This window comes from Pseudomonas sp. H1_D04 (assembly GCF_054683855.1).
Window position 1 is genome coordinate 658,727 of the sequence record NZ_CP162826.1, and the last position, 13,607, is coordinate 672,333.

General features: G+C 60.0%; 10 protein-coding genes and 1 pseudogene. 7 read left to right on the top strand and 4 right to left on the bottom strand.

The features are described 5' to 3' along the window. Nucleotides 1-74 precede the first annotated feature (74 nt). Nucleotides 75-191 (bottom strand): cytochrome c oxidase subunit CcoM, encoded by a 117-nt coding sequence (gene ccoM, locus AB4N82_RS03170; RefSeq protein WP_017530457.1) that lies wholly within the window; start codon nucleotides 189-191, stop codon nucleotides 75-77. Between the two features lie 143 nt (nucleotides 192-334). After that, nucleotides 335-496, bottom strand: a complete 162-nt coding sequence (locus AB4N82_RS03175; RefSeq protein WP_095184037.1) for a hypothetical protein — start codon at nucleotides 494-496, stop codon at nucleotides 335-337. Nucleotides 497-629: 133 nt separating this feature from the next. Between AB4N82_RS03175 and AB4N82_RS03180 the strand changes: the two genes are divergently transcribed. The 3 genes from AB4N82_RS03180 (at nucleotide 630) to AB4N82_RS03190 (ending at nucleotide 3,242) form a co-directional block, all read left to right on the top strand. After that, nucleotides 630-1,502, top strand: a complete 873-nt coding sequence (locus AB4N82_RS03180) for a LysR substrate-binding domain-containing protein (protein WP_460104381.1) — start codon at nucleotides 630-632, stop codon at nucleotides 1,500-1,502. A 91-nt stretch (nucleotides 1,503-1,593) separates the two neighbouring features. Next, nucleotides 1,594-2,064 (top strand): RidA family protein, encoded by a 471-nt coding sequence (locus AB4N82_RS03185; RefSeq protein ID WP_099601298.1) that lies wholly within the window; start codon nucleotides 1,594-1,596, stop codon nucleotides 2,062-2,064. After that, nucleotides 2,061-3,242: an aminotransferase class V-fold PLP-dependent enzyme gene (locus AB4N82_RS03190; protein ID WP_122764888.1), complete on the top strand. Its 1,182-nt coding sequence runs from the start codon at nucleotides 2,061-2,063 to the stop codon at nucleotides 3,240-3,242. Before AB4N82_RS03185 ends, AB4N82_RS03190 begins: the two co-directional genes overlap by 4 nt. On the opposite strand, the gene AB4N82_RS03195 is transcribed toward AB4N82_RS03190, so the two are convergent. Continuing rightward, on the bottom strand, nucleotides 3,239-3,580 hold the full coding sequence (locus AB4N82_RS03195) for a hypothetical protein (protein WP_032891563.1): 342 nt from the start codon (nucleotides 3,578-3,580) through the stop codon (nucleotides 3,239-3,241). The genes AB4N82_RS03190 and AB4N82_RS03195 overlap by 4 nt on opposite strands. 218 nt (nucleotides 3,581-3,798) lie before the next feature. Here AB4N82_RS03195 and rapA point away from each other — a divergent pair. After that, a pseudogene (gene rapA / locus AB4N82_RS03200) lies at nucleotides 3,799-6,644 on the top strand (RNA polymerase-associated protein RapA). A gap of 183 nt (nucleotides 6,645-6,827) precedes the next feature. On the opposite strand, the gene AB4N82_RS03205 reads toward rapA, so the two are convergent. Then, nucleotides 6,828-8,174, bottom strand: a complete 1,347-nt coding sequence (locus tag AB4N82_RS03205; RefSeq protein ID WP_032891565.1) for a spinster family MFS transporter — start codon at nucleotides 8,172-8,174, stop codon at nucleotides 6,828-6,830. Nucleotides 8,175-8,426: 252 nt separating this feature from the next. On the opposite strand from AB4N82_RS03205, the gene AB4N82_RS03210 reads away from it, so the two are divergent. The 3 genes from AB4N82_RS03210 (at nucleotide 8,427) to AB4N82_RS03220 (ending at nucleotide 13,575) form a co-directional block, all read left to right on the top strand. Next, nucleotides 8,427-8,792, top strand: coding sequence for a YkgJ family cysteine cluster protein (locus AB4N82_RS03210; RefSeq protein ID WP_099601295.1), 366 nt, complete (start codon nucleotides 8,427-8,429; stop codon nucleotides 8,790-8,792). A 138-nt stretch (nucleotides 8,793-8,930) separates the two neighbouring features. Next, nucleotides 8,931-11,195: a putative bifunctional diguanylate cyclase/phosphodiesterase gene (locus AB4N82_RS03215; protein WP_032891569.1), complete on the top strand. Its 2,265-nt coding sequence runs from the start codon at nucleotides 8,931-8,933 to the stop codon at nucleotides 11,193-11,195. Nucleotides 11,196-11,397: 202 nt separating this feature from the next. After that, nucleotides 11,398-13,575 carry a hypothetical protein gene (locus AB4N82_RS03220; protein ID WP_032891571.1) on the top strand — a complete coding sequence of 726 codons (2,178 nt, stop codon included), beginning with the start codon at nucleotides 11,398-11,400 and terminating at the stop codon, nucleotides 13,573-13,575. Nucleotides 13,576-13,607: the final 32 nt, after the last annotated feature.

Genomic DNA, 13,607 nt, shown 5'->3' on the forward strand with positions numbered 1-13,607 from the left:
CACAAAAACAACACAAAAAAAAGGCGACCGAAGTCGCCCAAAATGCCTTGCGTGCTCATGTAACCCGGAAAGACCTAAGGTTTTTTACGCTTGTTTGCGTCTTTCCAGATGAAGAATCCAAACCCTACAAAAAACAACACCATGAGGCTTACAGTCAGCACTCCGGCGAATACCACATTATCGATAAACATGACCGGCCTCCTGCACTTGCCCTGTTGCGATAGGGCTAAGTTACTGGAGAAGGCGGATTGAAAAATTGACGGGGATCAATGTCGCCCGCAACGGGGCGTAAAGAAGGGGACTAACTGACCTGCATCAACAGATGCAGGCCGTGTTAACGCTTTTTCGGTTTGTTCTTTGATTTTTTCTTGCCTTTGCCTAAAGGCATCGCGTGTTCAAACGCCTGGCGCACTTCATTCAGGCGTTTGTCATTGAGGTCATGTACGCGCTTGGCGCGTTCGGCATTCAGGTCGATCAGCTTGTCGTCATCACTCATGGCTTGTCTTACGTCGTGGCGAGTAGGGTTCAATAATGCGGGCTGCTGCGCCCGACGGCAAATCAGCGCGCGACAAATGGCAGGCCGTCGCCCAAAATCGGCACTTTCCGCACGACCCAGGAGGCGCACTCAGGTGGCTCTGCACAAGGATCTTCCACCGTTGCTGGCACTACGAGCCTTTGAAGCCGTGGCCCGCCACTTGAGTTTTATCAAGGCGGCGAGTGAGTTATCGGTTACCCAAAGCGCCCTAAGCCATCAGGTGCAAAAGCTCGAACAGCATCTGGGTAAACCGCTGTTTATCCGACGCACCCGCGCGATCGATCTGACCGCCGACGGGCAGCGTTACTACGATGAAATCCGCCCCGCCCTTGACGCCATCGCTGCCGCGACCCGCGCCCAACGGCAGCTACCCAGCGCCACTGTGTTGCGCATCGGCCTGCTGGCGTCTTTCGCCACCTTGTGGCTGGCCCCGCGCCTGGCGGGGTTTCTCAACCGCTATCCGCACATCCAGGTGGAGTTATTGCCAGCGATTCAACTGGCCAACGTCGCCGCCGCCGAAGTCGACCTGGCCATCCGTTACGGCAAAGGCGATTGGCCGGACGTGCGGGCCACGCGGCTGATGGCTGAAGTGATTTCACCGGTGTGCAGCCCGACATTCAAGGCCAGTCAACTGCACAACGGCCCCTTGCTGATGGCAACCTCGCACCGGCCGTTCGAATGGACGGATTGGTCCCAGCATTATCAAGTCGACCTCGAAGACCACCCGCGCGTCATGCTGCATGACTACAACATCGTGGTCGAAGCCGCCGTCGCCGGCCAGGGCATTGCCATGGGCCGTCACCGCCTGATCCAACGCCGGCTTCAGGACGGCAGCCTGGTGGAAGCCTTCGACCGGCCGCCCTACCAAAGTGACATCGGCTATTGGCTGATCGCCCCCCTAGGTTCCACCGGTGAAGCGGCCGAGTGTTTCAGCCAATGGTTAAAGGAGGTCTGCGCTGACGCGTGAGTTATTTCGATACGTCGCGTGAGATCTATCCGTTTGTCGCAGCCTCCCCCGGACCAACATGCTCAAACCTCTTGAAATCAGAGGATTCAGCATGAGCAACTCCATCCGCCAACGCGTGCACGCCCTTGGCTTGACGCTGCCAGCCCCCAGCCAGCCGATTGCCAACTACATCAACCATGTCATCAGCCAGAACCAGCTGTTTATTTCCGGGCAGATCCCACTGCTCGACGGCAAGCCTGCTTACCTCGGCAGACTGGGGGAATCCCTCAGCGAGGAAGACGGCACCCAGGCGGCAGAACTGGCTGCACTGAGCTTGCTCGCGCAATTGAGCGATGCCTTGGGCGATGACCTGTCGCGCTTGGTACGCACCCTGCGCCTGGGGGTGTTTATCGCCAGCAGCGCTGACTTCCAGCACCAGGGCGCGGTGGCGAACGGTGCGTCGAACCTGCTGGTGAATGCACTCGGCGAACAGGGCCGGCATGTGCGAACAGCGGTGGGTGTTGCCAGCCTGCCGGCCGGCGTGGCGGTGGAGGTTGACGCAATTTTCGAGTTGCAGCCGTGAGCCCGCTGGATATTCAACGATTAAGGGAGTCCACACCCGGCTGCCAATCGGGCCTCGTGCACTTCAACCATGCCGGCGCGTCCCTGCCAAGCCAGGCGACACTGGACGCCATCATCGACCAACTACAGCGCGAAGCCCGCGACGGTCCAATGGAGGCCGGTGAGCATGGCGCCATGCTGATGGAAAAAGCCCGCCACGCCGCCGCGCAACTGCTCAATGCGCCCGCCGCGTCCATAGCGTTTGCCAGCAGCGGCTCAACTGCCTGGAGCATGGCGTTCCAAGCCTTGGGCGCGTGGCAACCCGGTGATCGCATTCTGGTGGGGCGCCACGAATGGGGCGGCAATCTGGCGAGCATGCAGTTGGCCGTGCAGGCGGGTGCACGGGTGGAAGTCATCCCCTGCGATGCAACCGGCGCGGTTTGCCCCGTGGCGCTGGAGTCAATGATCGATGCCCATGTAAAGCTGATCGACCTCACCTGGCTCCCGGCCAACGGCGGCCTGATCAACCCCGCCCAGGCCATCGGCGCAGTGGCCAAGCGTCATGGCATCCCCTACTTTGTCGACGCAGGCCAAGCCGTCGGCCAAGTGCCGGTGGATGTACAAGCGTTGCAGTGTGACGTACTCAAGTCGGCCGGTCGCAAACACCTGCGCGGGCCGCGAGGCACGGCGCTGCTGTATGTACGGCCGGACTTTCTCCAGCACCTGGACCCGGCCCAGCGTGACGTGCTTTCTGCCCCCTTGGCCGCAACCGGTTTCGACCTGCGCGACGACGCCAGGCGCTTTGAAACCAGCGAAGTGTCCTTCGCGCTGTTAGCGGGTTTGGGAAATGCGCTGCACGAGATGAATCACCTGGGGATTGAGCGCGTATGGGAACGCGTCGCACAGACCAGCGCGCAAATTCGTGAAGCTCTACGTGAGATTCCGGGGATTTCCCTACATGAACTGGGCACGCTTCAATCAGGGCTGATCGCTTTCAACCTCGCCGGCTGGGACGCCTTCGAACTCAAACGGCAATTGGGATTGAAGCGCATCAATATCGGCGCCAACGGCGTGGGCTACACCCCGCTGGATATGCAGGCGCGTGGCCTGGCAAGCGTTGCAAGAATCTCCGTCAGCCCCCTGAACAACGATCACGACATCAAGTCGCTGATGGCAGCCCTGCGGCAACTGAGCGCTTAAACTTCGACGTCAACCCACAAGCCCTGGCGCGGCGCGTCTTCGATCAAAGGCACGACCGGTACGGTGTTGTCGGCGTTGAGCAGGTCGCCCGGGATCGCCAGGTGCTGATCCGGGTTTTCATCGGCTTCGCGCCGACGTTTCTGTTGTTCCTGCTGGCGGCGTTGTTCCTCGCGCAGCAAAAAGGTCGACTGCTCGGCATCGCCCTTTTTCAGGTCGATCGTGCTTTCGTTGGAGCCCGCTTGCACAGGGACCACGGGCGGAATATCCGGTTTCTGGCGGACCGGGTCGAGTTGCGACGTAACCGGTACAACGCTGACGGGCAGCATGGGTGGCAGCATGATAGTTGTTCTCCTGTCAGCAGGCTGTCGGCGGGCCGGGCGACGACTTGAGCACGGACTCGCCAACCTGTGACCCAGTCGACACTCGCAAGTGCCCGCCACCCGTCGATTCAGCGCTCGCCCCTGCACTCAAACGGAGTAGTTTTCGTCAGAGTCCTTTGGCTGAGGGCCTTGTTCCGTTAAGATAGTCGGCTTTTTCACGGCGGGAGTCAGGCAGCATGGCGCAGCAGTATCAACCGGGGCAACGCTGGATTAGTGACAGCGAAGCAGAGCTGGGGTTAGGCACCGTTCTGGCACAGGACGGCCGCTTGTTGACCGTGCTCTATCCGGCCACTGGCGACACTCGCCAGTATGCGCTACGGAATGCGCCCCTCACCCGCGTGAGGTTCTCGCCGGGTGACTCCATCACCCATTTCGAAGGCTGGAAAATGACCGTTCAGGAAGTCGACGACGTCGACGGTCTGTTGGTTTACCACGGCCTCAATGGGCAGAACGAGCAGGTCACCCTGCCGGAAACCCAACTCTCCAACTTCATCCAGTTCCGACTGGCGAGCGACCGTCTGTTCGCCGGCCAAATCGACCCGTTGGCGTGGTTCTCGCTGCGCTACCACACCCTGGAACACACCAGCCGCCAATTGCAGTCCTCGCTGTGGGGCCTGGGTGGCGTGCGTGCGCAACCCATTGCTCACCAACTGCATATCGCCCGTGAAGTCGCTGACCGTATCGCGCCGCGGGTATTGCTGGCGGACGAAGTAGGCCTGGGCAAGACCATCGAAGCCGGCCTGGTGATCCATCGCCAATTGCTGTCGGGCCGCGCCAACCGTGTGCTGATCCTGGTCCCGGAAAACCTGCAGCACCAGTGGCTGGTGGAAATGCGCCGCCGCTTCAACCTGCAAGTTGCGCTGTTCGACGAAGAACGCTTCATCGAAAGCGATGCCGCCAACCCGTTCGAAGACACCCAGTTGGCCCTGGTTGCACTGGAATGGCTGGTGGACGACGAGAAGGCCCAGGACGCGCTGTTCGCCGCCGGCTGGGACTTGCTGGTAGTCGATGAAGCCCACCACCTGGTCTGGCATGAAGAAAAAGCCAGCCCGGAATACACGCTGGTGGAGCAACTCGCCGAAGTGATCCCCGGCGTACTGCTGCTCACCGCTACCCCGGAGCAACTGGGCCAGGACAGCCACTTCGCTCGCCTGCGCCTGTTGGACCCGAACCGATTCCACGACCTGCATGCCTTCCGCGCCGAGAGCGAGAACTATCGCCCGGTGGCCGAAGCCGTGCAGGAGCTGCTCGATAAGGGCCGCTTGTCACCGACCGCACACAAGACCATCCAAGGCTTCCTCGGCAACGAAGGCGAAGCGCTGCTCACCGCCGTCAACGATGGCGACGCCGAAGCCAGCGCGCGCTTGGTGCGTGAGCTGCTCGACCGCCACGGCACCGGCCGCGTGCTGTTCCGTAACACTCGTGCCGCCGTGCAGGGTTTCCCGGAGCGCAAGCTGCACGCCTACCCAATGCCGAACCCGGACGAATACCTGGAGTTGCCGCTGGGCGAACACGCCGAGCTGTACCCGGAAGTCAGCTTCCAGTCGCAACCGGACATCGATGAAGAAAACCGCTGGTGGCGCTTCGACCCGCGCGTCGAGTGGCTGATCGACCAGCTCAAAATGCTCAAGCGCACCAAAGTGCTGGTGATCTGCGCCCACGCCGAAACCGCCATGGACCTGGAAGACGCCCTGCGCGTGCGCTCCGGCATCCCGGCCACGGTGTTCCACGAGGGCATGAACATCCTCGAACGTGACCGCGCCGCCGCCTACTTTGCCGATGAAGAGTTTGGCGCACAGGTGCTGATCTGCTCGGAAATCGGCAGTGAAGGCCGCAACTTCCAGTTCTCCCACCACTTGGTGCTGTTCGACCTGCCGTCCCACCCCGACCTGCTGGAACAGCGGATCGGTCGTCTGGACCGGATCGGCCAGAAGCATGTAATCGAACTGCACGTGCCATACCTGGAAACCAGCCCGCAAGAGCGCCTGTTCCAGTGGTACCACGAAGCGCTGAACGCGTTCCTCAACACCTGCCCGACCGGCAACGCCTTGCAGCATCAGTTCGGCCCGCGCCTACTGCCGCTGCTGGAAAACGCCGACGACGGCGAGTGGCAAGCCCTGATCGACGAAGCCCGTGCCGAGCGCGAGCGCCTGGAGCAAGAGCTGCATACCGGTCGTGACCGTCTGCTGGAGCTCAACTCCGGCGGCGCTGGCGAAGGCGATGCGCTGGTTGAAGACATTCTTGAACAAGACGACCAGTTCGCCCTGCCGATCTACATGGAAACCCTGTTCGACGCATTCGGTATCGACAGCGAAGACCATTCGGAAAACGCGCTGATCCTCAAGCCCAGCGAAAAAATGCTCGACGCCAGCTTCCCCCTGGGCGACGACGAAGGTGTAACTATCACCTACGACCGTAACCAGGCACTGTCACGCGAAGACATGCAGTTCATCACCTGGGAACACCCGATGGTGCAGGGCGGCATGGACCTGGTGCTGTCCGGTTCCATGGGCAATACCGCCGTGGCGCTGATCAAGAACAAGGCGCTCAAACCGGGCACCGTGCTGCTGGAGCTGCTCTACGTCAGCGAAGTCGTCGCACCACGCGCACTGCAACTGGGTCGCTACCTGCCGCCGGCGGCACTGCGCTGCTTGCTGGATACCAACGGCAACGACCTGTCCGGCCGCGTCTCGTTCGAAACCCTGAACGACCAGCTGGAAAGCGTGCCACGGGCCAGCGCCAACAAGTTCGTGCAAGCCCAGCGCGATCAACTCACCCCGCGCATCAACGCCGGTGAAGAGAAGATCACCCGCGACACGCCGAACGTGTGGCCGAGGCCAAGCGTCGCCTGGCGGCAGACACCGACGAAGAACTGGCACGCCTGACCGCGTTGCAAGCGGTCAACCCGACCGTGCGTGACAGTGAGTTGGTTGCCCTGCGCAATCAACGCGAACAAGGCCTGGCCATGCTCGACAAAGCGGCGCTGCGACTGGAAGCGATTCGGGTGTTGGTGGCGGGTTGATTACCGCCCTGCCCTGCTGAACAAGAAGGCCCGCGCAATGCGGGCCTTTTTTATTCGCTGGAGAACAGCGTTGGCTTTGCGGGCTTCATCGGGGGCAAGCCCCCTCCCACATTGATCAGTGGTCGACATGACAACTCGGTCAACTGTGGGAGGAAGCTTTCCCCCGGTGGAATCACCGCGGTTTCAAGCAGTCGCTGCCGCAGCCGGCACCTCAACCGCCATCAAGCCTTCCTTCATACGCTTGGCATCACGCACAAAACTGCGTGACGCCTGGAACAGAAACAACATCGTCAAAAACAGCGCCACCGGAATCAGGTACATGGCGTCGTGCAAGCCCACGGCTTTATAAGCCTCGGTCATCTGCGCAGCCCCATCGGCATACATCGCCGAATGGGCAAAGTGGTCGGACAGCCCGCCCACCACAATCGGCCCCATCCCGCCGCCGAGCAAGTACAACCCGGCAAAGAACAACGCCATCGCCGTGGCCCGCAGGCGCGGCTCGACCACGTCCTGGATCGCGGTGTACACGCAGGTGTAGAAGTTATACGCAAACAACCAGCCCACACTGAACAGGGCCACAAACACGCCGATCTCGATGCGCCCGGCGTGCAATGCCCAGGCGGTGGTCACAGTGGAGATGATCAGGCTGAACGCCGCAAACAGCAGCCGGCCATTGGCAACACGTTGATGGATCTTGTCCGCAATCCAGCCCCCCAAGGTCAAGCCCACCAGGCCGGTCAACCCGACAATGACGCCAGTGGCGACCGCCGCGTCCTGCAGTGGCATAAGGAAATAGCGCTGCAGCATCGGCACCAGGAACGAGTTGCACGCGTAGGTGGCAAAGTTGAAGCACAGGCCAGCCAGCACCAGCCACAGGAAAGTCGGCACAGCCAGTACGCGGCGAATCGGGCGGTCGACGCGTTCCTGGGAGACTTGTACGGTTTCGGCGGCGCCGCGCTTGGGCTCCTTGATATAGAACATGAACACCGCAAGGATCATCCCCGGCACGGCGGCGATAAAGAACGGCGCGCGCCAGCTGTCGAAGGCCTTGACCATCCAGCCAATGGTAAAGAATGCCAGCAATAGGCCAAGCGGCAGGCCCAGCATGAAAATCCCCATGGCTCGAGCACGGCGGTGCGCCGGGAACAGATCGCCAATCAGCGAGTTGGCGGCAGGCGCATAACTGGCTTCACCGATACCGATGCCCATGCGCACCAGCAAGAATGTCCAGAAACTGCCGACCAAGCCGTTGACCGCCGTCAGGCCGCTCCACGCGAACAGGCCCCAGCCCATGAGCTTGCTGCGCGAGCCGGTATCGGCCATGCGCCCAAGCGGCAGGCCGGCAATGGCGTAGACGATAGTAAAAGCGGTGCCGATGATGCCGAGCTGGAAGTCGCTCAGGTGCCATTCCATGCGGATTGGCTCGATGATGATCGCCGGAATCGTGCGGTCGAAGAAGTTGAACAGGTTGGCCAGAAACAGCAGGAACAGAATGCGCCAGGCATTCGCCGCTTGGGTCGAGTTCTGCATGGGTCCGTCTCTTTTATTGTTATGAGAGCTGCGATGCCCGATGCATCCTGCCCGGTACCTGCAACATAGTCAGGCGAGCTCTGGTTGTCTGTAATGATTCGTAAAGCTGATAGGGCATGATTTCACCCGGTGCTGCGGGACTTCACCTACAAAAATATAAGTGCGCCACCCTCTTCCCAACGGCCATGGCGCGGATAGAATGGCGAGCCTTCCCGCAGCACCCCCTTCTTACTTTTCTTATCGATGACGCCCATGTCCGAAGCCAGTCCGTGTCTGAGTTGCGGTGCCTGCTGTTCACACTTCCGTGTGTCTTTCTTCTGGGGTGAGTGTGCCTCATCGGGGGGCACGGTGCCGGATGACCTGGTGGTGCAGATCAACCCGACCCGCGTGGCGATGATCGGGACTGATCAGAAGCCCGCACGCTGCTGCAGCCTTGAAGGTGAAGTCGGCAAAGGCACCAGTTGCTCAATATATGAGCTGCGTTCAAGCCCCTGCCGAGAGTTCGATGCGTCGTGGAGTCAGGGCGAACAGAACGTCGACTGCGATGCAGCCCGCGCCGCATTTGGCCTGCCGCCGTTGCAAGCGCCGTTCGAATTGGAACTGCCCATCAGCGCTTAGCATTAATCGCTATGGGTGGCATGCCAAAATCATTCAGAGCAAAGTGCCATTATCCCTGGCAAATCCTTCGAGGCTTCTATACTCGACCCCATAGGTCATTGCCGCAGGCTGTGACGTGACGCTATGACGGGACATGCTATGGAATGGCTGGGTCTGCACTTCTTTACCGATCTTCCAGCGAACGGGCACTTATTACTCAATTGCAGTCATAACCCTTTCCTGGTGTTGCTGGCCTATCTGGTGGCCTGTGCGGCGGGGTTCGGCACCCTGGACATGGCTGAACGCGTTGGCCATGTCGAAGATCCCACCGCACGCCGCCACTGGCGCTGGCTGGGTGCCGGCTGCCTGGCGGGTGGCATCTGGTCTACCCACTTCATCAGCATGCTGGCCTTCCAGGCCCCCATTGCGATTCACTACGAACTGATTACAACGTTCGCCTCGCTGCTGATCGCCCTGATCGCCTCGTTGTTCGCCATGAAAACCCTCAGTCATGCCAACCTGCGGTTCCACCAATACGTGCTGGCGTCGGTCTGGATGGGGTTTGGCATCGCGTTGATGCACTACGTCGGCATGTCAGCCATGCGCTCCCAGGCTCAGATGTATTTCGAGTCGGGGCTGTTCCTCGCCTCTGTGGGCATCGCCATGGGCGCCAGCCTGGCCGCGTTATTGCTGTCGAGTTACCTGCGCACCGGCACTGGGGTATTTCATCAACTGCTCAAGTACGCCGCCAGCCTGGTGCTGGGCGCGGGCATTCTCAGCATGCACTTTACCGGCATGGCCGCGACGCAATTGATCGTGCCCACGGGTGCCGACCTTTCATTACCGCTGGACAACAACCCGATCCAATTGGGCCTGTCGGTCGCCGTGATCACCCTGCTGGTAATCGGCAGCAGCATCAGCGCTGCTCTGGCGGACAAGAAACTGCAGCACAAGGAACGCGACCTGCGTCGGGTCAACGCACTGCTCAGCGAATTGGACCAGGCGCGCGCCTCTCTACAACAGGTAGCCCATTACGATGCCCTGACCAGCCTGCTCAATCGCCGGGGTTTCAATCAGATCTTTGCGGAGAAAATCGCCGAAAAAACCGCTTCAAACGGCATGATGGCCGTGATTTTCCTGGACATCGACCACTTCAAGCGCATCAACGACAGCCTCGGTCATGACGCCGGCGATCAATTGCTCACCGTACTCGCCAGCCATATCAAAGGCTCGGTGCGCAGCCATGCAGACGTGGTCGCCCGGTTTGGCGGCGATGAGTTCTGCATCCTGATCAGCGTCCACCACCGCGACGAAGCGCGGCACCTAGCCCAGCGCATCATGCAAAAAATGAAAGAGCCCATCGAACTGGCCGGCCGCCGCATGGTAATGACCACCAGCATCGGCATCAGCCTGTTTCCCGACGATGGCCTGACCTGCGAAGAGCTGCTCAAGACCGCCGACCTGGCGCTTTACCAGTCCAAGGATACGGGGCGTAACAGCCTGAACTTCTTCAGTTCCAACCTGAAGACCCGGGCCTTCCTCGAACTGCAATTGGAAGAAGAACTGCGCAGCGCCTTGCGCGCCCAGAACCAACTGGTGCTGTTCTACCAACCGATCTTTGACATGAAACTGGGCAAGGTCACGCGCCTGGAGGCCCTCGTGCGCTGGCAGCATCCGCAACATGGGCTGCTGGCCCCGGACCGATTTATCGGCATTGCCGAAAGCAACGGACTGATCGCCGACCTCGACCACTGGGTACTGCGCCAGGCCTGCCATGACTTGAGCCTGCTAACCGACCGAGGCTATACCGACCTGACCATGGCGGTGAACTGCTCGGCCCTGAACCTGGCCCGCGATGAGCTGGCAGATGAGATAGAAGACGCCCTGCGCTTCAGCGGGATCGGCGCTAATCGCCTGGAGCTGGAAGTGACTGAAAATGCGCTGATGGGCAACATCAGCAGCACCCTGGCGCTGTTGCGGCAAATACGTTCGCTGGGCGTGTCGCTGGCCATCGACGATTTCGGCACCGGCTACTCCTCCCTCGCTTACCTCAAGCGCCTACCGCTCAACACCTTGAAGATTGATCGTTCGTTCATCCAGGACATTCCCAAATCGACCGCCGATATCGAGATCGTCCAGGCGATTATCGGCATGGCCCATACCCTGCACCTGCAGGTGGTAACCGAAGGCGTGGAAACCCATGCCCAGTTCGAACTGCTGCTCCAACACGGCTGTGATTACGTCCAGGGTTACCTGCTGAGCCCAGCAGTGGCCGCCAGTGACATCATCAGCGTTATGCAGGGCATCGACATACACAACCCGCTTTATTCGTTGAGCATGGCAGCCACCAAAGACACCATCGCGCCGAGAGAACCTGCCCCGGGCCGACCTGGGCCCACCTCTATCGTGAGGCCAATTCGCTGACGCCGATTCCTTGGCATTTCGCCATCATTCATCTAAAGATTCCCGACGAACGGCCGATTCATCAGAGTCCGGCCAGGTTTTCCCTGAGAACACGGGGTCAGCCCGATCGTCCCGGACAAGGACGCACTGCAAAGTCGCGAACTCCCATTCCGTGATGGCCCTTTGATTCTTTCCAGCCATCCGCCCAGGCACATGGCGCACAATGACTTCTAAAAATAACTCTGCCACCGTGGTATCCGACGTGTTGCTCGCAGCGCCTGCGCAGAAGCCCTCAGGTTCAACGTCATTGACCACTGCCCGCCCGCTGTCCACCCAGCAATACCTGTACTTCACCGAAACCAATACCGACCGTATCCTCGATAACCTCGATGGCCTACGCGACATGGTGTTTCCACGCCCGCCTCATCTGGAAGTGGACGGCGAGCAGCGCAGCGAGCAAGAGTTTCCGTCGGTATGCCTGATCGGCCTGGGCCGCTGCGGTTCGAACATTGCGCTGGACGTGGCGGAGTTGGTGTACAACGCGCGCAAGTTCTACCTGAACGAGTTCAGCAACGAAGATAAGTCGTTGGACAAGGGTTACAGTCCGGCCCAGTGGATCCGCAATAACCTGCGCCTGGGCGGCGGCAAGGCCAGCAAGCCGGTGTTCCTGGTGGAACCGTTGGTGATGCTCGGCGACCTGGACAAGGACATCGCCGGGCGTATTCGCTTCTCACGCAAGGGCGAAAAAAGCGGCTTCCTGCGCGACTACAGCAAGATGAAAATCATGGACCTCTCCGAAGTCCATGCCGGTGGCGCCGGTAACGCGCCGATCCTCGGCCAATACCTGGCGAAGATCATCCTCAACAAAGACACCCAGCGCTTTTCCAGCCCCGACTGGAAGATGATCCATTCGTACCTGATCGATTCCTGCGGCATCAAGGCCAATCAGTCGCGCCTGTACTTCTCGATCTTCAGCGCCGGTGGCGGTACCGGCTCAGGCATGGCCTCGGAATTCGGCCTGGCCCAGCAGCACTCGTACATGAACAAGACCTTCGACACCAAGCCCGCCGACGAGCACGACAGCAAAAGCGGCCATGCTTTCGTCTTCGAGCCGATCTTCACCAGCGGTATTTGTGTGCTGCCGAACATTTCCGATCACCGCAGTGAAATGTCCGAGGCGCTGCACATCAACGCCGGCCGGCTGCTGTGCAAATACCTTTCGGAAGAGTGGGACTTCTCGTACAACTTTGACAACGAAGACAGCAGCGAAGCCAGCGTGAAGGGGCGTATCCGCCCATGGAACGCGATGATGCTGATCTCCAACGACATCATGCGCTATGCCGAAGAAAGCGATGACGGCAACATCCAGAACATTGACGTCAATGCCATGGAAAAACACGCCAACCAGTACATCTCCCAGCAGATCTTCAACATCCTCACCGCCCAGGCCGTGACCACCGACTACGACCAGAACTACTTCCGTCGCGCCGGTATCGACATCGGCGAAACCATCCGCCTGGACGCCAACGACCTATTCATGAGCCTGGCCGGCCCGGTGGCGATTGCCTACGCCGAGTCCGTGGTTCCGGAAACACCGGTTCCTTCGAATGACAAGTTCAAAGTCTTCGAGAAGGAGCCCCAGCGCCTGAATATCGACGATCTGTTCTTCCGCTCCATCGACCTGCCGCACTTCAATAAGGTCACCCAGGCCATCGAAGGCATCAGCCTGTTGCCAATCGAGTCCAAGCGCTACAAAGCGTCCCTGGAGCAGTACAAGAATTCCGGCTATGACGCAGCGGCGCTGCACGACCTGCACTTCTTCAAGAACTGCTCGTCGGTGGTGTCCATCGTCTCGCTGCCCAAGGACTACAAACTGTCCTACATGGACCTGAACCGGCTCAAGACTCACCTCAACAGCCTGTTCCCCAATACCACGCTCAAGCGCTACGCCTTGGTCATCGGCGCGTCGGCCAACCTGTCGCTGACCACCCTGATTGCCAAGAGCCCCTGCCTGTCGGATGACTTCCTGACGCTGATCGTGGCGTTTATCAAGCGTTGCTTCGCGCGCAATCCGTACCGCTTCGATGACACGCTGGACAACTCGATCCTGGATTTCATCATCCACGAGGACTTCGACGAAGACCGTATCGACGAGCTGCTCAACGAGTTTGAAAACCCGGCCAAGATCCTCGACACCAACTGGTACGCGATCAAACCGATGTATGAGAAGAAGTACCGGGAGCTGATCAACGACAAAGACAAGTTCGTATCGATCAATGACATTCGCCTGTCACGGGACTGCGTGAAGAAAGCGATCAAGTACCTGCGTGAGATCTATCGTCACCGCATCGGTAAGACCAAGGTTATTTCGTTGAATAACCATACCGGCAAAACGGCCTGATACTGTGCGACGGCGCCGCGTGGCGCCGTCGC

Excerpts from the sequence above, each read along its gene's own strand:
- ccoM (WP_017530457.1), bottom strand. The coding sequence starts at position 191 with ATGTTTATCGATAATGTGGTATTCGCCGGAGTGCTGACTGTAAGCCTC.
- AB4N82_RS03175 (WP_095184037.1), bottom strand. The coding sequence starts at position 496 with ATGAGTGATGACGACAAGCTGATCGACCTGAATGCCGAACGCGCCAAG.
- AB4N82_RS03185 (WP_099601298.1), top strand. The coding sequence starts at position 1,594 with ATGAGCAACTCCATCCGCCAACGCGTGCACGCCCTTGGCTTGACGCTG.
- AB4N82_RS03195 (WP_032891563.1), bottom strand. The coding sequence starts at position 3,580 with ATGCTGCCACCCATGCTGCCCGTCAGCGTTGTACCGGTTACGTCGCAA.
- AB4N82_RS03205 (WP_032891565.1), bottom strand. The coding sequence starts at position 8,174 with ATGCAGAACTCGACCCAAGCGGCGAATGCCTGGCGCATTCTGTTCCTG.
- AB4N82_RS03210 (WP_099601295.1), top strand. The coding sequence starts at position 8,427 with ATGTCCGAAGCCAGTCCGTGTCTGAGTTGCGGTGCCTGCTGTTCACAC.
- AB4N82_RS03215 (WP_032891569.1), top strand. The coding sequence starts at position 8,931 with ATGGAATGGCTGGGTCTGCACTTCTTTACCGATCTTCCAGCGAACGGG.
- AB4N82_RS03220 (WP_032891571.1), top strand. The coding sequence starts at position 11,398 with ATGACTTCTAAAAATAACTCTGCCACCGTGGTATCCGACGTGTTGCTC.